Source organism: Aeromicrobium flavum (genome assembly GCF_007992115.1).
GTDB classification, from domain to species: Bacteria; Actinomycetota; Actinomycetes; order Propionibacteriales; family Nocardioidaceae; genus Aeromicrobium; species Aeromicrobium flavum.
In genome coordinates, this window is record NZ_BJZQ01000008.1 from 44,389 (window position 1) to 65,706 (window position 21,318).

22 protein-coding genes and 2 tRNA genes are annotated in these 21,318 nt (G+C 70.9%); 16 read left to right on the forward strand and 8 right to left on the reverse strand.

What is annotated here, in order from left to right:
• Positions 1–47 precede the first annotated feature (47 nt).
• Positions 48–2,564, reverse strand: coding sequence for an aminopeptidase N (gene pepN / locus AFL01nite_RS09365; protein WP_146827415.1), 2,517 nt, complete (start codon positions 2,562–2,564; stop codon positions 48–50).
• A gap of 123 nt (positions 2,565–2,687) precedes the next feature.
• Here pepN and AFL01nite_RS09370 point away from each other — a divergent pair, with 123 nt between their 5' ends.
• From AFL01nite_RS09370 to AFL01nite_RS09395, 6 genes are read left to right on the forward strand one after another with little or no spacing between them, the layout of a single operon-like run.
• Positions 2,688–3,839: a glutamate--cysteine ligase gene (locus tag AFL01nite_RS09370; RefSeq protein ID WP_146827416.1), complete on the forward strand. Its 1,152-nt coding sequence runs from the start codon at positions 2,688–2,690 to the stop codon at positions 3,837–3,839.
• Positions 3,836–4,450, forward strand: coding sequence for a mycothiol-dependent nitroreductase Rv2466c family protein (locus AFL01nite_RS09375; RefSeq protein ID WP_146827417.1), 615 nt, complete (start codon positions 3,836–3,838; stop codon positions 4,448–4,450). The genes AFL01nite_RS09370 and AFL01nite_RS09375 overlap by 4 nt, the downstream gene beginning before the upstream one ends.
• 27 nt (positions 4,451–4,477) lie before the next feature.
• Entirely contained in the window at positions 4,478–6,094 is a 1,617-nt protein-coding gene (locus tag AFL01nite_RS09380; RefSeq protein ID WP_146827418.1) for a CDP-glycerol glycerophosphotransferase family protein, read from the forward strand.
• A 22-nt stretch (positions 6,095–6,116) separates the two neighbouring features.
• Complete coding sequence (locus AFL01nite_RS09385; RefSeq protein WP_146827419.1) at positions 6,117–6,572, forward strand: ribose-5-phosphate isomerase; 456 nt, start codon at positions 6,117–6,119, stop codon at positions 6,570–6,572.
• A gap of 12 nt (positions 6,573–6,584) precedes the next feature.
• Complete coding sequence (locus AFL01nite_RS09390; RefSeq protein WP_146827420.1) at positions 6,585–7,397, forward strand: Fpg/Nei family DNA glycosylase; 813 nt, start codon at positions 6,585–6,587, stop codon at positions 7,395–7,397.
• A 9-nt stretch (positions 7,398–7,406) separates the two neighbouring features.
• On the forward strand, positions 7,407–8,531 hold the full coding sequence (locus tag AFL01nite_RS09395; protein ID WP_146827421.1) for a PP2C family protein-serine/threonine phosphatase: 1,125 nt from the start codon (positions 7,407–7,409) through the stop codon (positions 8,529–8,531).
• A 1-nt stretch (position 8,532) separates the two neighbouring features.
• Here the strand turns inward: AFL01nite_RS09395 and AFL01nite_RS09400 are convergent.
• Both AFL01nite_RS09400 and AFL01nite_RS09405 read right to left on the reverse strand, forming a co-directional pair.
• Positions 8,533–8,605: transfer RNA gene (locus AFL01nite_RS09400), tRNA-Gly, on the reverse strand.
• 46 nt (positions 8,606–8,651) lie between these two features.
• The gene (locus tag AFL01nite_RS09405) at positions 8,652–9,200 is read right to left on the reverse strand and encodes a nucleoside/nucleotide kinase family protein (RefSeq protein WP_146827422.1); all 549 of its coding nucleotides are present in this window, start codon (positions 9,198–9,200) and stop codon (positions 8,652–8,654) included.
• Positions 9,201–9,262: 62 nt separating this feature from the next.
• Here AFL01nite_RS09405 and AFL01nite_RS09410 point away from each other — a divergent pair, with 62 nt between their 5' ends.
• Positions 9,263–9,505: a MoaD/ThiS family protein gene (locus AFL01nite_RS09410; protein WP_146827423.1), complete on the forward strand. Its 243-nt coding sequence runs from the start codon at positions 9,263–9,265 to the stop codon at positions 9,503–9,505.
• Position 9,506: 1 nt separating this feature from the next.
• Here AFL01nite_RS09410 and moaA read toward each other — a convergent pair whose 3' ends face one another.
• The 4 genes from moaA to AFL01nite_RS09430 all read right to left on the reverse strand — a co-directional run bounded on the left by moaA (position 9,507) and on the right by AFL01nite_RS09430 (position 11,355).
• Positions 9,507–10,484, reverse strand: a complete 978-nt coding sequence (gene moaA, locus AFL01nite_RS09415) for a GTP 3',8-cyclase MoaA (protein ID WP_246119664.1) — start codon at positions 10,482–10,484, stop codon at positions 9,507–9,509.
• Entirely contained in the window at positions 10,481–10,921 is a 441-nt protein-coding gene (locus AFL01nite_RS09420) for a molybdenum cofactor biosynthesis protein MoaE (protein WP_146827425.1), read from the reverse strand. Before AFL01nite_RS09420 ends, moaA begins: the two co-directional genes overlap by 4 nt.
• Positions 10,922–11,011: 90 nt before the next feature.
• Positions 11,012–11,191: a hypothetical protein gene (locus AFL01nite_RS09425; RefSeq protein ID WP_146827426.1), complete on the reverse strand. Its 180-nt coding sequence runs from the start codon at positions 11,189–11,191 to the stop codon at positions 11,012–11,014.
• A 90-nt stretch (positions 11,192–11,281) separates the two neighbouring features.
• Positions 11,282–11,355: transfer RNA gene (locus tag AFL01nite_RS09430), tRNA-Pro, on the reverse strand.
• A gap of 136 nt (positions 11,356–11,491) precedes the next feature.
• Between AFL01nite_RS09430 and tig the strand changes: the two genes are divergently transcribed.
• The 9 genes from tig to AFL01nite_RS09475 all read left to right on the forward strand — a co-directional run bounded on the left by tig (position 11,492) and on the right by AFL01nite_RS09475 (position 20,507).
• On the forward strand, positions 11,492–12,877 hold the full coding sequence (gene tig, locus AFL01nite_RS09435) for a trigger factor (protein ID WP_186813885.1): 1,386 nt from the start codon (positions 11,492–11,494) through the stop codon (positions 12,875–12,877).
• Positions 12,878–13,081: 204 nt separating this feature from the next.
• Positions 13,082–14,296 (forward strand): lipase family protein, encoded by a 1,215-nt coding sequence (locus AFL01nite_RS09440; protein ID WP_186813886.1) that lies wholly within the window; start codon positions 13,082–13,084, stop codon positions 14,294–14,296.
• A 102-nt stretch (positions 14,297–14,398) separates the two neighbouring features.
• Positions 14,399–15,637 carry a lipase family alpha/beta hydrolase gene (locus tag AFL01nite_RS09445; RefSeq protein WP_146827429.1) on the forward strand — a complete coding sequence of 413 codons (1,239 nt, stop codon included), beginning with the start codon at positions 14,399–14,401 and terminating at the stop codon, positions 15,635–15,637.
• A gap of 91 nt (positions 15,638–15,728) precedes the next feature.
• Complete coding sequence (locus AFL01nite_RS09450; protein WP_146827430.1) at positions 15,729–16,211, forward strand: SRPBCC family protein; 483 nt, start codon at positions 15,729–15,731, stop codon at positions 16,209–16,211.
• Entirely contained in the window at positions 16,208–16,681 is a 474-nt protein-coding gene (locus tag AFL01nite_RS09455) for an SRPBCC family protein (protein WP_146827431.1), read from the forward strand. The genes AFL01nite_RS09450 and AFL01nite_RS09455 overlap by 4 nt, the downstream gene beginning before the upstream one ends.
• 112 nt (positions 16,682–16,793) lie before the next feature.
• Positions 16,794–17,369 (forward strand): ATP-dependent Clp protease proteolytic subunit, encoded by a 576-nt coding sequence (locus AFL01nite_RS09460; protein ID WP_371862822.1) that lies wholly within the window; start codon positions 16,794–16,796, stop codon positions 17,367–17,369.
• Positions 17,366–17,965 carry an ATP-dependent Clp protease proteolytic subunit gene (locus tag AFL01nite_RS09465; RefSeq protein ID WP_146827432.1) on the forward strand — a complete coding sequence of 200 codons (600 nt, stop codon included), beginning with the start codon at positions 17,366–17,368 and terminating at the stop codon, positions 17,963–17,965. The genes AFL01nite_RS09460 and AFL01nite_RS09465 overlap by 4 nt, the downstream gene beginning before the upstream one ends.
• Positions 17,966–18,063: 98 nt before the next feature.
• Positions 18,064–19,329, forward strand: coding sequence for an ATP-dependent Clp protease ATP-binding subunit ClpX (gene clpX / locus AFL01nite_RS09470; protein ID WP_146827433.1), 1,266 nt, complete (start codon positions 18,064–18,066; stop codon positions 19,327–19,329).
• 20 nt (positions 19,330–19,349) lie between these two features.
• Positions 19,350–20,507: a saccharopine dehydrogenase family protein gene (locus tag AFL01nite_RS09475; protein WP_146827434.1), complete on the forward strand. Its 1,158-nt coding sequence runs from the start codon at positions 19,350–19,352 to the stop codon at positions 20,505–20,507.
• Positions 20,508–20,525: 18 nt separating this feature from the next.
• Here AFL01nite_RS09475 and AFL01nite_RS09480 read toward each other — a convergent pair whose 3' ends face one another.
• Positions 20,526–21,293: a DeoR/GlpR family DNA-binding transcription regulator gene (locus AFL01nite_RS09480; RefSeq protein WP_146827435.1), complete on the reverse strand. Its 768-nt coding sequence runs from the start codon at positions 21,291–21,293 to the stop codon at positions 20,526–20,528.
• Between the last annotated feature and the right edge of the window lie 25 nt (positions 21,294–21,318).

The following is a 21,318-nucleotide window of genomic DNA, read 5'->3' on the forward strand; positions in this document are numbered from 1 at the left end:
GACGGCCCCTGACCACCTCGGTGGTCAGGGGCCGTTCGCGGGGCGGATCAGTTGATCTCGCGGGCCTTCAGGGCGCGGCGCAGGTCGTCGCGGCCCTCCATGACGTAGCGGCGCGCGGCGGCGGGGGCCTGCGTCGCGTCGAGCCACGCGTCGACCTTGGCCAGTGCCTCGGACGTCGGGTTCGCCAGCGGGAACAGGTGGATCAGCGCGTTCTGGCCGATCCACACGCCCATTTCGTCGATGACCGTGTCGGCCATCTCGAGGTACCGGTCGACGTACGGCGCGAGCACCTCGACCTGGCCGGGAACCTGGAAGCTGGCCGCGATCTGGCGACGCGTCTCGTTGGGGGTCGACGCGTCCTCCACGACGCGGCGCCACGCCTCGGCCTTGGCCTCGGCGAGCGGACGCAGGGCGCGGGCGCCGGCGGCGTTCTCACGGCCCTGGTTCGTGTCGTCCCGGGCCAGCTCGGCGTCGATCTCGGCCTCGTCGGCATCGCCCAGCCGGGCCAGGCCGCGGATGAGGCTCCAGCGCAGGTCGGCGTCCAGCTCCAGCCCCTCGACCGAACCGCCGAGCACCTGCCGCAGGCGATCGGCAGAGGTGGCCGCGGACGCCAGCGCCCGCGCGAACGCGAGCTGGTGGTCGCTGCCCGCCTCGGCCGCGGCCAGCAGCTCGGCCACGCCCTGCTCCCAGTGCCGTGCCAGCTCGGGACGCTTCTCGTCGGACGTGAAGAGGTTGATCGCGGACTGACCCTGGCGCAGCAGCGAGGAGACGGCGGTGAGGTCCGACTCCGTGCCGACGCCCGCCAGCACGAGGTCGACGAACGACGCCGACGGCAGCTCCGCGTCCCGGGTCATGTCCCACGCAGAGCCCCAGCACAGCGCGCGCGGCAGCGACTCCGCGACGTGGCCGATGCCGGACAGCAGCGTCTCGAAGGAACCCTCGTCGAGCCGGATCTTGGCGTAGGTCAGGTCGTCGTCGTTGAGCAGGATCAGGTCGGGACGGCGCCGGCCGACGAGCTCGTCGATCGCGGTGCGGTCGCCCTCGATGTCGGTCTCGATCCGGTCGACGCGCACCAGTTGGTCGCCCTGGCGCTCGTAGAGGCCGATGGCGATGCGGTGACGGCGCAGCGTCGGGTACTCCTGCGTCGCGGTCTGCTCGACCTCGAACCGCGTGAACTCGCCGGAGTCGTCGACGTCGAAGTCCGCGCGCAGCGTGTTGACGCCGGACGTCTGGAGCCACTCGGCCGCCCAGCTGTCGAGCTCGCGCCCGGAGGCCTGCGACAGCTCCGCCAGCAGGTCCGTGAGCTCGGTGTTGCCGTACGCGTACTTCGTGAAGTAGCTGCGCAGGCCGGCGAAGAAGTCCTCCTCGCCCACCCAGGCGACGAGCTGCTTGAGCGCCGAGGCGCCCTTGGCGTAGGTGATGCCGTCGAAGTTCGCCTCGACCGCGTGCAGGTCGTAGTTGTCGGCGGCGATCGGGTGCGTCGTGGGCAGCTGGTCCTGGCGGTACGCCCAGTTCTTGCGGTTGTTGGTGAAGCCGGTCCAGGCGTCGGTGAAGCGGGTGGCCTTGACCGACGAGTGATGCGCCGCGAACTCGGCGAACGACTCGTTCAGCCACAGGTCGTCCCACCACTTCATGGTCACGAGGTCGCCGAACCACATGTGCGCCATCTCGTGCAGGATCGTGTTCGCGCGCTGCTCGTAGGCCGAGACCGTCTGGCGGCTGCGGAAGATCATCTCGTCGCGGAAGGTCACGCAGCCCGCGTTCTCCATCGCGCCCATGTTGTACTCCGGCACGAACACCTGGTCGTACTTGCCGAAGGGGTAGCCCATCTGGAAGGCGCCCTCGAAGAACTCGAAGCCCTGCTTGGTGACGAGGAAGATGTCGTCCTCGTCGAGGTGCGGCACGAGCGACTGGCGGCAGAACACGCCGAGCGGGATCTCGCCGTGCTGGCCCGTGTACGTGTCGCGCACCTCGTGGTAGTCGCCGGCCACCAGCGCGGTGATGTACGTGCTCATCGTCTTCGTCGGCGCGAAGTGCCACACCGCGGCGTCGCCGTCGGCGGCGACCGGCTCGGGCGTGGGGGAGTTGGAGACGACCTTCCAGTGCGACGGCGCGGTCACGTGAAACGTGAACTCCGCCTTGAGGTCGGGCTGCTCGAAGGTGGCGAAGACGCGGCGGGCGTCGGGCACCTCGAACTGCGTGTAGAGGTAGACCTTGTCGTCGGCCGGGTCGACGAAGCGGTGCAGGCCCTCGCCCGAGTGCGAGTACAGGCACGTGCCGGTGACGACCAGCTCGTTCTGGGCCTCGAGTCCGTCGATCGCGAGGCGCTGGTCGGCGTAGGCCGACAGGTCCAGCTCGCGACCGTTGAGGGTCACCGACGACAGCTCCGCGTCGACGAGATCGACGAAGGTCGACGAGCCGGGCTGCGCGGCGAACGTCAACCTGGTGACGGAGCCGAAGCGCTCGCCCTCGAGGGTCAGGTCCAGGGCGATGTCGTAGGCCGCGTCCGAGACGACGGCGGCGCGCTGGCGGGCTTCTTCACGAGTCAGGTTGGTTCCGGGCATGTCCTTACTCTTCCACCCGGAGCCCGGTCCGTCCCAGCCACCCGGGCGCCTCCGGACCGGAGATCGGTCACACGCGCGCCTTTCGGCGGCGCCCCGGCCGAGACCGTCGGGCAGGATGGGGGCATGGACATCGGGTTCGCCGCCTCGGAGCGGTCGACGATCGGCGTGGAGTGGGAGCTGGCGCTGGTCGACCAAGACTCCGGGGACCTGCGTCAGGTGGCGCAGACGGTGCTCGACGCGGTCGCGCCGCAGGGCGGTGGCGACCATCCGCACATCAAGCAGGAGCTGCTGCTCAACACCGTCGAGGTGGTCACCGGCGTGTGCCGGTCGGTCAAGGAGGTCACGGACGACCTGAGCCGCAGCATCGAGACCCTCCGCCTCATCACCGACCCGCTGCGGGTCGAGCTGATGTGCGCCGGCACCCACCCGTTCGCGCGGTGGACCCAGCAGAAGGTCACCGACAAGCAGCGCTACGCCACCCTCATCGACCGCACCCAGTGGTGGGGCCGCCAGATGCTGATCTACGGCGTGCACGTGCACGTCGGCATCGAGGACCGCGACAAGGTCCTGCCGATCAGCCGGGCGATGCTCACGCACTACGGCCACTTCCTCGCGCTCAGCGCGTCCAGCCCGTTCTGGGGCGGCCAGGACACCGGCTACGCCTCGAACCGCGCGCTGATGTTCCAGCAGCTGCCCACCGCCGGGCTGCCGTTCCAGTTCGACCACTGGCACGAGCTCGAGCAGTACGTCGACGACATGATGAAGACCGGCGTGATCGACGTGTTCGACGAGATCCGCTGGGACATCCGCCCCTCGCCGAAGTTCGGCACGCTCGAGATGCGCATCTGCGACGGCATCCCGACGATGTCCGAGCTGGCCAGCATCGCGGCGCTGACCCACTGCCTGGTCGAGTTCCACTCGCGCGAGCTGGACGCGGGCCGTGAGCTGCCGTCCATCCCGTCGTGGTTCGTGCAGGAGAACAAGTGGCGCGCCGCGCGGTACGGCATGGACGCCATCCTGATCCTCGACCGCGACGCCCGCGAGGAGCTCGTCACCGACGACCTCGAGCGGCTGCTGGTCCAGCTCGAGCCGGTCGCCGCCGATTTGGACTGCACCGAGGAGCTGCAGGGGATTCGCGACATCATGGCCGCCGGCGGGGCGTCCTACCAGCGCCAGCGTGCGGTCGCCGAGAAGCACGCCGGCGAGCTCGACACCGTGGTCGCGGCGCTCATCGAGGAAATGCGCGCCGGCCGTCCGTTGTTGGACCGGACATGACCACCTCTGAGACCGAGACCGTCGACCTCTGGTTCGACCCGCTGTGCCCTTGGGCCTGGATGACGTCGCGCTGGATGCTCGAGGTCGAGCAGGTTCGGCCCGTCCACACCGTTTTCCACGTGATGAGCCTGTCCGTCCTCAACGAGGACAAGGACGTGCCGCAGGAGTACAAGGACATGATCGAGCGCGGCTGGGGACCGGTGCGCCTGTGCATCGCGGCCGAGCAACAGCACGGCACCGAGTCGCTGCGCGACCTCTACACGGCGCTCGGCACCCGCCGGCACGTCGAGGGCCGCGACTTCGACCGCGCGCTCTACGAGGAGGCCCTCGCCGAGGCCGGCCTGCCGGCCGAGCTGGCCGCCGCCGCCGACGACACGTCGCTCGACGACGCCGTCCGCGCCTCCCACACCGACGGCATCGAGCGCGTCGGCGAGGAGGTCGGCACGCCGGTCATCTCGATCGGCGACACCGCCTTCTTCGGTCCGGTCGTGTCGCCCGCGCCGAAGGGGGAGCAGGCCGGCACGGTGTTCGACGGCGCTCGCGCGCTGGCGTCCTACGACGGCTTCTTCGAGCTGAAGCGCACGCGCACCCGCGAGCCGATCTTCGACTGAGGCGTGTCGGCCGCGATACTGGGGCCGATGTCCGACGAGAAGCTGAGCGCGGTCGCCCGCCTGCGCCGACGCCACGAGCGCTGGGCGGACGACCTCCGCCACCGGTTCCGCACCGACGTCCCGACGCGTGACCGCACGCTCGCCTGGTCGTCGGCCGGTCTCGTCGCCGTCGGAGCCCTGGCGCTGGTGGCCCGGGCCCTCGTCCACGACGTGGGCGTCCCCGAGGTCGCGGCCGCCGTGATCGCGGTCGGCATCGTCCGGGCCGCGATGCTGCGTCCGGCGACGCCGCCGCACGTCCACGGACTGCCCGGAGCGCCGGAGCCCGAGGTCTGTCCGGCGCCCGAGCCCCGCGACCGTGGCCCGTTCGTCGTCGCCGTCCGCTGGATCGGCGCCCTGACCGCGCTGGCCGTGGCGGTCGCCCCCGTCCAGGTCGTCGCGGTCGCCTTCGTGGCGCTGCTCGTCGCGGCCGTCCCGGTGGTCGCGGACAAGCTGGTGCTGTGGCAGGCCCGGCGGGAGCTGCGCCGGGCCCTGGCGGCCTGGGAGCCGCGCTTCGTGCTGGGCTACGGCGGCTACGGCGGCGGTCCGATCCACGTCGGCATGTGGGAGCCGCACCTGCTCGCCTCGGGGGACCGCGGCGTGATCGTGGGTCTGCGCGAGCACTACTGCGCCGAGCTGCGCGCGGCGATCCGGCCGGCCATGCCGTGGATCGCGACCGGCTCGGACGTGCTGGGCGACATGCGCGCCCTCACGGTCCCCACGATCACGACGTTCTTCTACGTCCACAACGCGCCCGGACACCTCAAGCTGATGGGGATCCGCTCGGTCCGCCACGTCTGGCTGGGCCACGGCGACTCCGACAAGGCCGGCAGCCACCACCCGCGGCACCTGCGGTTCGACGTCCTCGTCGCGTCGGGGGAGGCCGCCGTCGAGCGGTACGCCCGGCACGGGGTCGAGATCCCGCGCGAGCGCTTCGTGCTGCTGGGGCGGCCCCAGTCCGGCGACGTGCTGCCCGCAGCCCAGCCGGTCACCGAGGTCGCCCGCCCCACGGTGCTCTACGCCCCCACGTGGGTCGGCAACGGCCAGCAGACGGGCTTCTCCTCGATGCCCCTGGCGGGGAGGATCCTGCGCACCCTGCTCGACGCCGGGGTCGACGTCGTGTTCCGTCCGCACCCGGTCTTCCTGCGCGATCCGTACTGGTCGGCGAAGCTCGTCGAGCTGAACGAGATCCTGCGCGCCGACCACGACGACCCGGCCACCCCGGGCCGGCACGCCTGGGGCGAGGAGGCCGTGCGCGACTGGTCCGTCACCGCGTGCATGAACCACGCCGACGCCCTCGTCTCCGACGTCTCGAGCGTCGTCTCGGACTGGCTCGCGTCGGGCAAGCCGTACCTGATGGTGAGCATGGTCCACCGGCTCGACGAGTTCGTCGACGCGGTGCCCGTGGCCGCCGGCGGGTACCGGGTCGACCGGACGCTCGCGGGCCTGCCCGAGGTGCTCGACGAGATGCTGCGCCACGACCCGATGGCCGAGCAGCGGCGCCGCCTCAAGGTGCACGTCCTGGGCGAGTACGCGGGCGACGAGTCGGCGCGCGCGTTCTCCGCGTGGGTGCACGAGATGGCCCACACGCCCATGGTCCGCGACTGAGCGCACCTGCGAGAATGGCCGCATGCGCGTCCACCTCGGTGCCGATCACGCCGGCTACGAACTCAAGAACCACCTCGTCACCTGGCTCACCGAGCACGGTCACGAGCCCGTCGACCACGGCGCCCACGCCTACGACGCCGACGACGACTACCCGCCGTTCTGCGTGGACGCCGCCCAGGGCGTCCTCGACGACAAGGGCTCGCTCGGCATCGTGATCGGCGGCTCGGGCAACGGTGAGCAGATCGCCGCCAACAAGGTCCCCGGCGTCCGCTGCGCCCTGACGTGGAGCGTCGAGACGGCCCAGCTGGCGCGCCAGCACAACAACGCCCAGGTCATGGGCATCGGCGCGCGCATGCACTCCCTCGAGGAGGCCGAGCAGATCGTCGAGGCCTTCCTGGCCACGCCGTGGAGCGAGGCCGACCGCCACCAGCGCCGGATCGACCTCCTGGCGACGTACGAGGAGACCGGCCGGTTCTGAGGGGCGAGCAGCGTGCCTGAGGGCCACACCCTCCACCGGCTCGCGCTGGACCTGACCGGCACGTTCGGCGGCAAGCCGGTGCGCTCGGGCAGCCCGCAGGGCCGCTTCGAGGGCGCCGCGCGGCTGGACGGCCGCGAGCTGACCGAGGCCACCGCCCACGGCAAGCACCTCTTCGTCGCGTTCTCCGACACCGAGGAGCAGGTCCACGTGCACCTGGGCCTCTACGGCGCGTTCTCGTTCGTCGAGGACCCGGAGCCGCCGGTGGTGGGCCAGGTCCGCTGGCGGCTGTCGTCGGGCAAGGTCACGGCCGACCTCCGCGGTCCGACCGCGTGCGAGCTCCTGACGCCCGACGAGGTCGACGCGGTCCTGGCCAGGCTCGGCGAGGACCCGCTCGACCCCGACGCCGACGTCGAGCGCGCGGCCGCCTTCGTGGCGAGGTCGCGCGCCCCCATCGCCACGCTGCTGATGGACCAGCGCATCGTCGCGGGCGTGGGCAACGTCTACCGCGCCGAGGTGCTGTTCCGGCACCGGATCGACCCCATGGTCGCCGGCCGCGACCTGCGCCCCGACACGTTCCTGCGGCTGTGGTCCGACCTCGTCGACCTGATGGGGGAGGGCGTCCGGACCGGACGGATCGACACCGTCCGCGCCGAGCACGAGCCCGAGGCGATGGGCCGTCCGCCGCGCGTCGACGACCACGGCGGCGAGGTCTACGTGTACCGCCGGGACGGTCAGCCGTGCCTCGTCTGCGGCACCCGGGTGCGCACCGAGGTGGTGGCGTCCAGAAATCTGTTCTGGTGCCCGCGCTGCCAGCGCCGCCGGTAAGGTCGGTCCGTGAGCACGACGAGGGTTTCGAGGCGCGACCCGGTCGGTCGCTACCTGTCCACGAACGCCCGCGAATGGCGTTCGGGCTCTCGCGACGGCCAGATGGCGGTGCTGGCGGCGCTGCTGGTCATCACCGTGGTGATGTTCATCGCCAGCCTCCAGTGGTACGCCCTCGTGCCGGTGTCGATGTTCGTCGTGCCGATCCTCATCGGCGGCATGCTGCTGCAGTGGTGGCCGCAGGCCGCGCTGTCGGTCATCGTGCTGTTCGCCGCCACCGTGTCGGCGCTGGTCTACTCGGTCGACAACGGCTTCAACTCGGCCCGACCCGCCTCGGTGCTCTCGGTCTACTTCGCGGCCGGGATCATCCTCTACAGCTCCTCACGCAACCGCTCCGGCCTGCCCGCCGCGCTCGGCGAGGCGATGCTGATGGAGCTGCGCGACCGCCTGCAGGCCCAGGGCGCCGTCCCGAGGCTGCCGCAGGGCTGGGTCAGCGAGTCGGCGATGGAGTCGGCCGGTGGCGCCAAGTTCGCGGGCGACTTCCTCGTGGCCAACCTGTCGAAGGACGAGAAGTACCTCGAGATGGTGCTCGTCGACGTCTGCGGCAAGGGTGTCGCCGCGGGCACGCAGTCACTGCAGCTGGCCGGAGCCCTGGGCGGCCTGATCGGCTCCCTGCCGCCGCTGGGACTGTTCGCCGCCGGCAACGACTACCTCCTCCGTCAGGACTGGGACGAGGGATTCGCGACGGCGGTGCACGTCCTGGTCAACCTGGAGACCGGCGGCTACGAGGTGCTCAATGCCGGCCACCCGCCGGCCATGCACTGGAAGCGCGACACCGAGCAGTGGGTCGTCAGCGGCGCTCGCGGGCTGGCGCTCGGCATCATCGACCGCCCCGAGTTCCACGGCACGACCGGCGTCCTGCAGCCCGGCGAGGCGCTCATGTTCTACACCGACGGCGTCGTCGAGACGCGCACGCTCGACCTGGCCGTCGGCATCGAGTGGTTGCGCGGAGCGGCTGAGATCGCGATCTCGCACGGGATGGACGGGGCGCCGCAGCGCATCCTCGACCAGACGGAGCCGGGGGAGGACGACCGGGCCGTCCTGATCCTGCACCGGCTGCCCGAGACCGGGCTCTGAGAGCGGACGACGAGATTCGAACTCGCAACATCCTGCTTGGAAGGCAGGGACTCTAGCCATTGAGTTACGTCCGCGCGACGCCGTGGCGCCGAGTCCATGATGCCACAACCGCGAACGGAGTCAGGACCCCGTCGAGACGATGAGGTCGGCGGCCGCGGGGGTGACGTCGGAGGCGAGGTACTCCTCCTCCTGTGCGGCCCACACGTCCCACCACGGCGCGTAGGTGTCGCCGTCGCGGGCCAGCGCCCGGGCGCGGCGCTGCGGCTCGTCCGCCTCGAGCCAGACGAGGTAGCTGAGGAACGGGCGCAGGGCCCGCGCCCCGGAGCCGACGCCCTCGATGATCAGCTCGGGCGTCGGGCGGACCGTGAGCCACCGGCCGGGCCGGTCGACGGCCCAGTCCCACTGGCGGGCCCGACCGGTCTCGCCGATCGCGAGGTCGGCGAGAAGGGCGCGGACGGACGCCGGGGTCCGGGCGAGCCCGTGCCAGCCCGGGTAGAGCCGCTCGAGGTGCAGGATCGGCGCGCCGGTCTGGTCGGCGAGGTCGAGGGCGAGCGACGTCTTGCCCGATCCGCTGCGCCCGTCGATCGCGATGACCCGGGTGCCCCCGCAGGCCGGCGCGCGGCGACGGGCCTGCTCGGCCAGGCGAGTGACGGGTCGGGAGGGTTCCACCGGGTCGACGCTAACGCGCTCGCCCGATCGTGACCAGAGCGCGTGCGGGATACGTTGGCTCCATGGAGCCCGTCCGAGTACGACTCTTCGCCGCTGCCCGCGAGGCTGCCGGCACGTCCGAGACGACCGCCGAGGTGGCCACGCTGGGCGACCTCCTCGACGACCTGATGCGGCGGTACGAGGACCTCGGCCCGGTCCTGACGCGGTGCTCGGTGCTGCTCGACGGCACGCGCACGACCGATCGCGCCACGGTCATCCCGGCGGGCGGCACGGTCGACGTGCTGCCACCGTTCGCCGGCGGCTGACTCAGCCGCCGATGGCGCTCATCGGCCGGATCGGCTGCACGAAGGTCGGCGAGTCGATCCCGTGGCCCGCACGCTTGCCGGCGATCGACGTCTCGATGATGCGCGTGAGGTCGGCGTCGGTGCCGCCACCGCGCAGCACCGCCACGAGGTCGGACTCGTCGCGGGCGAAGAGGCAGTTGCGCACGTGGCCGTCGGCGGTGATGCGGATGCGGTCGCAGGCCGCGCAGAACGGGGCGGTGACGGAGGCGATGACGCCGACCGTGGCCGGGCCGCCGTCGACCGTCCAGGTGTCAGCGGGGGAGGAGCCGCGTCCCGGCACCGGCTCGAGCGTGAACCGGCTGCGCAGCGTCGCGAGGATCTCCTCGGCGGGCACCATCGCGGCGCGGTCCCACGTGTGCCCGGCGTCGAGGGGCATCTGCTCGATGAACCGCATCTGGGCGCCCGCGCCCACCGCGAACTCGACCAGGTCGACGAGCTCGTCGTCGTTGACCCCGCGCATGGCGACGGCGTTGAGCTTCACCGGCGTGAAGCCCGCTTCGCGTGCCGCGGCGATGCCGGCGAGCACGTCGTCGAGGCGGTCGCGACGTGTCAGCTGTGCGAAGCGCTCGCGGTCGAGGGTGTCGATCGAGATGTTGAGTCGTGCCAGGCCCGCCTCGCGCAGCGGCACGGCCAGCTCGGCCAGCCGCAGACCGTTGGTGGTCATCGAGACCTCGGGGCCCAGCGCGGCGAGCCGGCGGACGACCTCGACGGCGTCCTTGCGCACGAGGGGCTCGCCGCCCGTCAGCCGGATGGAGGTGACGCCGAGGTCGACACAGACCCGGGCGACGCGCTCGATCTCGTCCGTGGTGAGGATGCTGTCGCGCTCGATCCACGGCACGCCCTCGGCCGGCATGCAGTAGGTGCAGCGCAGGGAGCACTTGTCGGTCAGGGAGATGCGCAGGTCGCGGTGGACCCGGCCGAAGCCGTCGACGAGGCTCACAGTCCCACCCATGCGGAGCTTCCCGTGTCGTCGGTCTGGCGCTTCCAGATGGGCACCTCGGTCTTGATCAGCTCGATCAGCGCCCGCGTGGACTCGAGGGCCTCGCGGCGGTGCGGTGCGCTCGACGCCACGACGACGGCGACGTCGCCGACCGCGAGGGTGCCGAACCGGTGCGAGACGGCGATGGTGGTCCCGGTCGAGAGGGCGATCCGGCCCGCCAGCGCGGCCAGCATGCCCTCCGCGTCGGGGTGCGCCTCGTACTCCAGTCCGACGACGGTGCCCGTGGCCTCGGGGTCGTGATCGCGGATCGTGCCGACGAAGACGTCGGTGGCGCCGACCGCGGGTCCCTCCACGGCGGCCAGGTGCGCCGCCACGTCCAGGGGCGCGTCGATCACGCGGGCGTGGGCCACGCGTCCGGGCACCGGCTCCTTCGTCATGCGCCCCAGCCTAGGCGGCACGGTCGCACCGGGCGCGCTCGTGAGCGCGCCGGGTCGGTGCCGATGACGTGAGGATGCCGACTCGCAGGGTCACGACCACCAACCGGTGAGGTTGGGCCCGCCGCCGGTGGGGGGAGTCTGGCGGCCCTTCCCGCGTTCGCGCTTCATCGCTCCCGTGGCGCGGCGCCGCGACTGGAGGACCTGCCGTTCCTCGTCGCTCAGCTCGACGGGGACGCGCCTGGTCCTGGTCTTGAACAGTCGTCCGAACATCGGGGCCCCCGTCGATTCAGGACACCCGAGCACCTGCGGTGTCGCTCCGAGCCTAGTCGCCGGACGTCCGTCGGCGCCTGCCTCGAGGGGTCGGGATGACAGGATTCGAACCTGCGGCCCCCTGCTCCCAAAGCAGGTGCGCTACCAAGCTGCGCCACATCCCGTGGGGCACGGATCAGTGTACGGCGGCCGGACGGCGGCCCGTTTGACCCGCCGCCAGTGCAGCCCCGTAGACTGAACGCTGGCCTGCGTGAGGTGTCCGTGGGCTTGACACGAGCCCATCGACGCAGGAGTCAACACGTGAAGAGCAGCACCGAATCGCTGAGCCCCACCCGGGTCAAGCTGACCATCGAGGTGCCGTTCGAGGAGTTCAAGCCGAACCTCGACAAGGCCTACAAGACCATCGGTGCGCAGATCCAGGTCCCCGGATTCCGCAAGGGCAAGGTCCCCGCGGCCATCATCGACCAGCGCGTCGGTCGCGGCGCCGTCCTCGACGAGGCGCTGAACTCGGCCCTGCAGGGTTGGTACACGCAGGCGCTGCAGGACACGAACACCACGCCGCTCGGCCAGCCCGAGATCGACCTGGCCAAGTTCGTCGACGGTGAGCCCATCGAGGTCACCGCCGAGCTCGACGTCCGCCCCCAGCTCGAGATCCCCGACGCGTCGGGCATCGAGGTCACGGTGCAGGACATCGAGGTCAGCGACGACGACGTCAACGAGCAGCTCGAGCAGCTGCGCGAGCGCTTCGCCACGTTCAGCGACGTCGACCGCCCGGCCGCCGACGGCGACTCGATCACGATCGACCTGTCGGCCGCTCGCAAGGACGGCTCGCTCATCGACGAGGCGCAGGCCGAGGGCCTGCCCTACGTCATCGGCAAGGCGACGATGCTCGACGGCCTCGACGAGGCCGTCACCGGCCTGTCGAAGGGCGAGTCGGCGACGTTCTCCACCACGCTCGTCGGCGGCGACCTCAAGGGCGAGGAGGTCGACGTCACCGTGAAACTGCAGGACGTGCGCCAGACCGAGCTGCCCGAGCTCGACGACGAGTTCGCCCAGATGGCGTCCGATTTCGACACGATCGACGAGTTCCGCGCCGATCTCGTCGAGCGCCTGACGCGCGGCAAGCGCATCGAGCAGGCCGCCGAGGCCCGCGACCTCGTCCTCGAGGAGATCGTCTCCAAGGTCGACGCGCCGATGCCCGAGGGACTGGCCGAGGCCGAGCTGACGAACCGTCGCCAGCAGATGGACCAGCAGCTGGCGATGGCCGGCCTGACGCTCGAGGACTACCTGCAGGACCAGGAGGACGGCAAGACCGTCGACGAGTTCGAGTCCGAGCTCGAGCGCGACGTCCGCGAGTCGATCGTGGCGCAGTTCGTCCTGGACCAGCTGGTCGAGGAGAACGAGTACCCGCTCGACAACGACGAGCTGAGCCAGCACATCATGCGCCGCGCCCAGCAGTCCGGCGAGGACCCGAACTCCTACATCCAGCACATCATGGAGCACAACCACGTGCCCGAGATGATCAGCGAGGTGCTGCGCGGCAAGGCGCTGGCGTCGCTGGTCGAGTCGGCCAAGGTGACGGACCAGTCCGGCAACGTCGTCGACCTGGCCAACCTGCGTGCCGACGGCACGGTCGGCACCGACGAGCCCGAGACTGAGGCCGAGGACGCGTCCGACGAGAAGTGACGACGACGGGCTGAGCCCGTCCGCGTGAGAGGAACCGGCACCCCCAGGGGTGCCGGTTCCTCCTGTTACCGGGGCAGTGTCCGCCGTCCGGCGCGACGGTCTTGACGTGACCCGCGTCACGGGTGCAGTCTGACTGTCACGTTCTGTAACTAGTAGTTACCTGCCGTGGTCTCGGGACGGCCGCACCCCACAGGAGAGAGCCCCGTGACCCGTCCTCGTCCCCTTGCCGCGTCGTTCGCGGCCGCCCTCGTCGGCACGCTCGCCGTGTCCGCCCTCGCCGCCCCCGCGCAGGCCGCCGACGACATCTACGCACCGCCCGCCACGGTGAGCGGCGACCCCGGCACCGTCCTCAAGCAGGCGCCGAGCGTCTACGCGCTCGACACGCTCGGCACCAGGGCCAAGGCCACCGTCACGAAGATCCAGTACGTCTCCACCGGTGCCCGGGGCGACCGGACGGCGGTCACCGGCACGGTCATCGTCCCCGACGCCGCGTGGAAGAAGGGCGGCGAGCGGCCGATCATCGCGGTCAGCCCCGGCACCCAGGGCCTCAACGACAAATGCGCGCCCAGCAAGCTGATCGAGACCGCGAACCTCTACGACGGCAACTGGATCCGCAAGTTCTACGAGGCCGGGTACGCCGTCGCCCTCACCGACTACGAGGGCCTCGGCACGCCGAGCACGCACCCCTACGCCAACAACGTGGCGCTCGGACAGAACGCGCTCGACGTCGTGCGGGCCGCGCAGAACCTCGGCTTCTCGAAGACGGCGCCGGTCTTCCTGCAGGGCTTCTCCGAGGGTGGCGGCGCCACCGCCGGTGCGCTCGAGCTGGCACCGACGTATGCGCCCGAGCTGAAGATCAAGGGCGCGCACGCGACGGCCCCCACGGCCGACCTCGCCGCCATCGGCAAGAACATCGAGAGCAGCATCTACCAGACGTTCCTGCTGTTCGCGGTCAAGATGCTCGACGTCACCTACCCCGAGCTGGGCATCCGCGACCTGGTCAACGACAAGGGCGCGGCCCTGCTCGACGAGGCCGACACGGCGTACGGCTGCCTCCCCGAGAGCCTGCCGAGCGGCTGGCTCGACACCCGCAAGCTCACCAAGGAGGGCAAGACCATCTCCTCCTACCTGACGCGGCCCGACATCGCGGCGCAGCTGGCTGAGCTCAAGCTCGGTCAGAGGAAGATCGGCGTGCCCTTCAAGGTCACGTCGTCCTGGGCCGACGACGTCGTCCCGAACGCCTCGGTCAAGCAGGCCGCGAAGGACTGGTGTGGCAAGGGCTCGGCGATCTCGTACAGCACCCTGTGGGCGCCGACGCACGTCGCCTCGGGCTACGAGGGCAGCGGTCAGGCCGTCGGCTTCTTCAACGACCTCGTCGCCGGCAAGGCCTTCACGTCCAACTGCGGCTGGCTGTTCTGATCTTCCCCCGAGGTGGTCGAGTGCCCGCCGCCCCCACTGGGCACTCGGCCACCGGGTGAGATCCACCGCCGCGGACGTGACCGGGTGCGGCACCATGGACGCATGACCCCGACCGCGCGCACGACGGACGCCGCCGCGCTCGCGCTCGAGTACAGCGACCGGCTGGTCCTGGGCACGGTCCGCGACGTCCACACGGCGATCGCGCGGCGCGGCTTCGCGGCCACCCGCCTGCTCGGCAGCCGTGTGCCCGAGGTCGTGCACGACGCCGTCGCCGGCACGGTCTACGGCTCGCTCTCGTCGGTCCTGCGGCACTCGGGGCGGGCCGCGAGGTCGCTGGCCGAGCGCGGGGTCGGCGCCCCCGTCGACAGCACCCGGCTCGGCCGCCAGGTGCGCTCGGCGGTGAACGGACTGGTCGGCGACGAGCTGCGGCTGCTCGGCGACCCGCACGCCATCACGATGTCGCTGCGGCACGAGGGCGCCGACGTGCCGGCCACCCCGTGGAAGCTCCGCCAGGCGTACCCGGGCGCCACCGGGCACCTGGTCGTCTTCGTCCACGGTCTGTGCGAGAACGAGGAGTCCTGGCTGCGCAGCCACCGGCAGCGGCCCACGTATGCCGACCGGATCGCCGCCGACACCGAGGCCACGCCGGTCATGCTGCGCTACAACACGGGCCTGCACGTCTCCGAGAACGGGCAGCACCTCGACGAGCTGCTCGAGCAGCTGGTCGAGCACTGGCCGGTGCCGGTGCACCGCATCACGCTGGTGGGGCACTCGATGGGCGGCCTCGTCGTCCGGGCCGCCACCAACCGCGCCACCGTCGCAGGCCACCTCTGGTCGCACCTGGTCGGCAACGTCGTGTGCCTCGGCACGCCGCACGCGGGCGCCAACCTCGAGAAGGCCGCGCACCTAGGCTCGCGCATGCTGCGGTTCTGGCCGCAGTCCACGCCGTTCGGCGCCATCCTCGACGCCCGGTCGGCGGGCATCGTCGACCTCCGCCACGGCTACATCACCGCCGACGAGTGGGAGGGCCAGGACCTCACCGCACGATGGGGCCTGGACCGGATCGCCGCCGCGCCGCTGGCCCACGCGGAGTACCACTTCGTCGCGGCCACGGTGGGTGCCAGCCGCCGCCACCCGGCGAGCGCGCTGCTGGGCGACCTGATCGTGCACTTCTCCTCGTCGTCCGGGATCGGGCGGCAGGGACCCGTGGTGTCGCACGCCCGGTTGGAGTACCTGCCGTCGGCGCACCACTTCGTGCTGCTGAACCACCCGCGGATCGGTGACTGGCTCGTGGCGTGGATCAACGCCCGGCCGCGGCACACGCGCCGCCTCGGCTCCTGACGCTCGGACGTGACCCGGGTCACCCCATGTGACACCCCGGGTGTCACGGTCGGTTACCCTCCGAAGTCCAGGACCGAACGAGGAGACGACTGTGGCCAACCGTGACGAGATCTCGGCGACGATCGACATTCAGGCGCCCCCGGAGCGCGTGTGGGAGCTGGTCAGCGACCCGGCCCAGATGCCCCGCTGGAGCCCCCAGTGCCGCAAGATGATCGTCCGCGGCAAGGGCCCGGTCGGCGTCGGCACGACGACGATCAACATCAACCGCCGCGGCCCGCTGTTCTGGCCCACGCGCTCCAAGGTCAAGGAGTTCGTGCCTGGCCGGCGGTTCGCCTTCAAGATCGCCGAGAACGGCACGATCTGGTCGTACGACCTGGAGCCGACGGCCACCGGCACGCGACTGACCGAGAGCCGCCACGCCCCGCACGGCGTCTCGGCCGTCTCGAACTTCCTCACCCGCACCGTGCTCGGCGGCACCGACAACTTCGAGGTCGAGCTCGAGGCCGGCATCCGCCAGACCCTCGAGCGCATCAAGGCCGCCGCCGAGAGCGGTGACCGCGCGGGAAAAGTCTGAGCGGGGGAGTCCCTCCGCTCGAGGCGTCGACGTTCCTGCCGGCGACACCGGAGCAGGTGTGGGACGTCCTCCAGGACCAGACCCGCATGCGGCGGTGGAGTCCCGAGACGTGGGCGCAGCTGTTCTACCCGCGCCGACTCAGCCACAACCAGGTGTCGCTCAACCTGAACAAGCGCGGCTGGTTCGTCTGGCCGACGGTGAGCCGGTACGTCGACGTCGCGCGACCCCAGCGGCTCGCGTTCCACGTCTACGGTCCGGCCGCGCGCTGGTCGTACCGGCTCGACCCCGAGGGAGACGGCACGCGCCTGACCCTGCGTCGTGACCTCGCCGGCGGGCGGCGCACCCTGCTCAGCCGCGTCGTGGCGACGCTGGCGCTCGGCGGGATCGCCGGCCACGACGAGGAGCTGCGCGAGGGCATGAGTCACACGCTCGCGGCGATCTCGGCCGAGGTCCGCGCGTCCGGTGACTGACGGACGGTCCCGGCACCCCTGTACGCCGATGGCGAACACGGGTGCCGGGCGCGTGTCTGCGTCGGTTCCGCGGTCTAGGGTCGGTGACGTGAACGCACCCATGAACCCCCAGATGGCCGTCGAGGCGGGTCCGTCCGACCTCGACGGGCACATCTACAACCGTCTGCTGAAGGAACGCATCGTCTTCCTCGGCTCGGAGGTCCGCGACCAGAACGCGAACGCGATCTGCGCGCAGCTGCTGCTGCTCAACGCCGAGGACCCCGAGGCCGACGTGTACTTCTACATCAACAGCCCCGGCGGCTCCGTCGACGCGGGCATGGCGATGTACGACACGATGCAGTTCATCTCGAACGACGTCGTCACCGTCGGCATGGGCCTGGCCGCCTCGATGGGCCAGTTCCTGCTCGCCGCGGGCACGGCCGGCAAGCGCTTCGCGCTGCCGCACACGCGCATCATGATGCACCAGCCCTCGGGCGGCATCGGTGGCTCGGCGTCGGACGTCCGCATCCAGGCCGAGCAGTCCATCCTGCTGAAGAAGCAGCTCAACGAGCTCCAGGCCCAGCACACCGGCCAGAGCGTCGAGCAGATCGAGGCCGACGCCGACCGCGACCGGTGGTTCACCCCGGCGCAGGCCAAGGCGTACGGACTGATCGACGAGATCGTCAACACGGCAGGAGACGTCCGATGAGCTACTACATGCCCCAGTGGGAAGAGCGCACGTCCTACGGCTTCCGTCGGATCGATCCCTACACGAAGCTGTTCGAGGACCGCATCATCTTCCTCGGCACGCCGATCAGCGACGACGTCGCCAACGCGGTCACGGCCCAGCTGCTGTGCCTGCAGTCGATGGACCCCGATCGCGACATCAGCATCTACATCAACAGCCCCGGCGGCTCGTTCACCGCGCTGACGGCGATCTACGACACGATGCGCTACATCAAGCCGGACGTGCAGACGTTCTGCCTGGGCCAGGCCGCCTCGGCCGCCGCGGTGCTGCTGGCCGCCGGCACGCCGGGCAAGCGCTTCGCGCTGCCGAACAGCCGGATCCTGATCCACCAGCCCTACACCGAGGGCACGGGCGGCCAGATCTCCGACCTGGAGATCCAGGCCAACGAGATCCTGCGCATGCGCGAGCTCCTCGAGAAGATGCTGGCCGAGGCCTCGAACAAGACGCCCGAGGAGGTCAGCCGCGACGTGGAGCGCGACAAGATCCTGACGGCCGCCGGCGCCGTCGAGTACGGGATCATCGACCAGGTGCTCGAGACGCTCAAGCTCCCGGTCTGAGCGACACGACCCGACGCAAACGCCGGTGACGGGTCCCCCACGGTGCGCACGTGTGGCATCGTGGGGGGACCGTTCGGAAACGACAGGAATACACACGCATGGCACGCATTGGTGAGACCGCCGACCTGCTGAAGTGCTCGTTCTGTGGCAAGAGCCAGAAGCAGGTCAAGAAGTTGATCGCCGGCCCCGGCGTCTACATCTGCGACGAGTGCATCGACCTGTGCAACGAGATCATCGAGGAAGAGCTCGCCGAGGGCGCCGAGGTCAGCCTCGGTGAGCTGCCCAAGCCCGCCGAGATCTACGAGTTCCTCAACACGTACGTCGTCGGCCAGGAGGGTGCGAAGAAGTCCCTCGCGGTCGCGGTGTACAACCACTACAAGCGTGTGCAGGCCCAGGCCTCGGGCCGGATCAACAAGGACGAGACGGTCGAGCTGGCCAAGTCCAACATCTTGATGGTCGGCCCCACCGGCTGCGGCAAGACCTACCTCGCCCAGACGCTGGCGCGCATGCTGAACGTGCCGTTCGCCATCGCCGACGCCACGGCCCTCACCGAGGCCGGCTACGTGGGCGAGGACGTCGAGAACATCCTGCTCAAGCTCATCCAGGCCGCCGACTACGACGTCAAGAAGGCCGAGACGGGCATCATCTACATCGACGAGATCGACAAGATCAGTCGCAAGAGCGAGAACCCCTCGATCACGCGCGACGTGTCGGGCGAGGGCGTGCAGCAGGCGCTGCTGAAGATCCTCGAGGGCACGACCGCCTCGGTCCCGCCGCAGGGCGGTCGCAAGCACCCGCACCAGGAGTTCATCCAGATCGACACCACCAACGTGCTGTTCATCGTCGGCGGCGCATTCGCGGGGCTGGACCAGATCATCGAGCAGCGCAGCGGCAAGAAGACCCTCGGCTTCAACTCCGACCTCGCGCAGGCCGAGGAGAAGGACACCGAGAAGCTGTCCAAGGTCGTGCCCACCGACCTGCTCAAGTTCGGCCTGATCCCCGAGTTCATCGGCCGCCTGCCGGTCATCGCGGCGGTCAACAAGCTCGACAAGCCGGCCCTGATCTCGATCCTCACCGAGCCGCGCAACGCGCTCACCAAGCAGTACGTGCGGCTGTTCGCGATCGACGACGTCGAGCTGGAGTTCACCGAGGACGCCTGCGAGGCCATGGCCGACCTGGCGCTCGAGCGCGACACCGGCGCGCGCGGCCTGCGCTCGATCGTCGAGGACGCGCTCCAGGACGTCATGTACGAGATCCCCAGCCGCGAGGACGTCGCCAAGGTGATCGTCACGGCCGACACCGTCCGCAACCACGCGGCGCCCACGGTGCTCACGCACGACGAGGCCGACAAGAAGGCCAGCTGACACCGCGGTAGCGTCGACCCATGGTCGACATCACGCTCTTCGGGGCCACCGGATTCACGGGTGGACTCACCGCCGACTACCTGTCGGTCCACCTGCCGGACGACGCGACCTGGGCGATCGCCGGGCGCACGCGCGCCAAGCTCGAGCAGGTGGCGGCCCGGATCGCCGCCACCGGCCGCGAGGTCCCCGAGATCGTCGTCGCCGACCTCGCCGATCCTGCGTCGATGGCCGCGATGGCGGCGGGCACGCGGGTGCTGATCAGCACGGTGGGCCCGTACCTCGAGCACGGCGAGCCGGCGGTCAAGGCCGCCGCGGAGGCCGGCATCGACTACGTCGACCTCACCGGTGAGCCGCAGTTCGTCGACGAGATGTGGCTGAAGTACCACGAGACGGCCGTCGCCACGGGCGCGCGGCTGGTGCACGCCTGTGGGTTCGACTCCATCCCGTACGACCTCGGCGTGCTCTATACGGTCGACCAGCTGCCCACCGGTGTCCCGCTCACCGTCCGGGGCTACATCCGCGCCAAGGCGACGTTCTCGGCCGGCACGTACCACTCGGCCCTGGGCCAGATGGCGCAGTTCCGCCAGTCCCAGGCGGCCGCCAAGCAACGACGTGCCCGCGAGGGACGTCCCACCGGTCGTCGGGTGCGTGGCGGGGCCAAGGTCGGTCGCGCGGTCGAGCCGGTGAAGGGCTTCGGCGTCCCGCTGCCCACGCTCGACCCGCAGATCGTGCTGCGCTCGGCCCGCGCCCTCGAGCGCTACGGACCCGACTTCACCTACGAGCACCACGCCCACTTCAAGACCCGCCGGATGCTGGCGCTCGCGGGGCCGGTGCTCGCGGCGGTCGCCGTGGGCGCGCAGGTCCCCCCGGTGCGGGCGGCGCTGCTGAGGTTCAAGGCCGCCGGCGACGGCCCGAGCGAGGAGCAGCGCGCGAAGTCGTGGTTCACGCTGACGCTCGTCGGCGAGGGCGGCGGCACGAAGGTCGTCACCACGGTCCGTGGCGGCGACCCGGGCTACACCGAGACCGCCAAGATGCTGTCGGAGTCGGCCATGTGCCTGGCGTACGACGAGCTCCCGGAGGTCAGCGGTCAGACCACCACGGCGGTCGCGATGGGCTCGGCCCTGATCAACCGGCTGCAGAACTCCGGCATCGACTTCTCCACCACCGTCGCCGACTGAGCCGGGCGGCGAGGGGGGTCAGGCGACGACGACCTCGACGCCCGCGTCCTCCAGCATCGCCCGATCGGCGGCGCGGACGCCGTCATCGGTGACGACGGCGGTCGCGTCCGTGAGATCGGCGAACGAGAACACCTGGTGGGGACCGAACTTCGTGGAGTCGGCCAGCACGACGCGGGTGCGGGCGGACTCGACGAGGGCGCGCTTCACGGCCGCCTCCTCGGAGTCGGGCGTGCTGAAGCCGTGGTCGGGAGTGACCCCGTTCGTGCCGAGGAAGGCCACGTCGACCCGGGTGGCGCGCAGGGCGTCCACGGTCGACTGCCCCACCGCCACGCCGGTCACCTCGCGGACGCGACCGCCCAGGAGGTGCAGCGCGATGGCCTCGTGGCCCAGGAGCACGTGCGCGATGGCCACGCTGTGGGTCAGCACCGTGAGCCGTCGGTCGCTCGGGAGGACCTCGGCGAGGTGGGCCACCGTGCTGCCGCCGTCGAGCAGGATGCTGCCGCCGGCGTCGGGCAGGAACCGCAGCGCGGCCTGGGCGATCCGCGCCTTGAGGTCAGGCCGCTCACCGGTGCGCTGGGCGAGGCTGGCCTCGATGCGTGCGTAGGTGGAGGAGAGCACCGCGCCGCCGTGCACGCGCGTGGCCGTCCCGGCGCGCTCGAGGACGTCGAGGTCGCGGCGGATCGTCTCGGTCGAGACCGAGAGCTCCCGCGCCAGTTCGTTGACCGACAGGCGGCCGTGACGGGTGAGCCGCTCGGCCAGCAGCACCTGACGTTCGGCGGCGTACACATGACCTCCCGGAGATGCGTGTGGA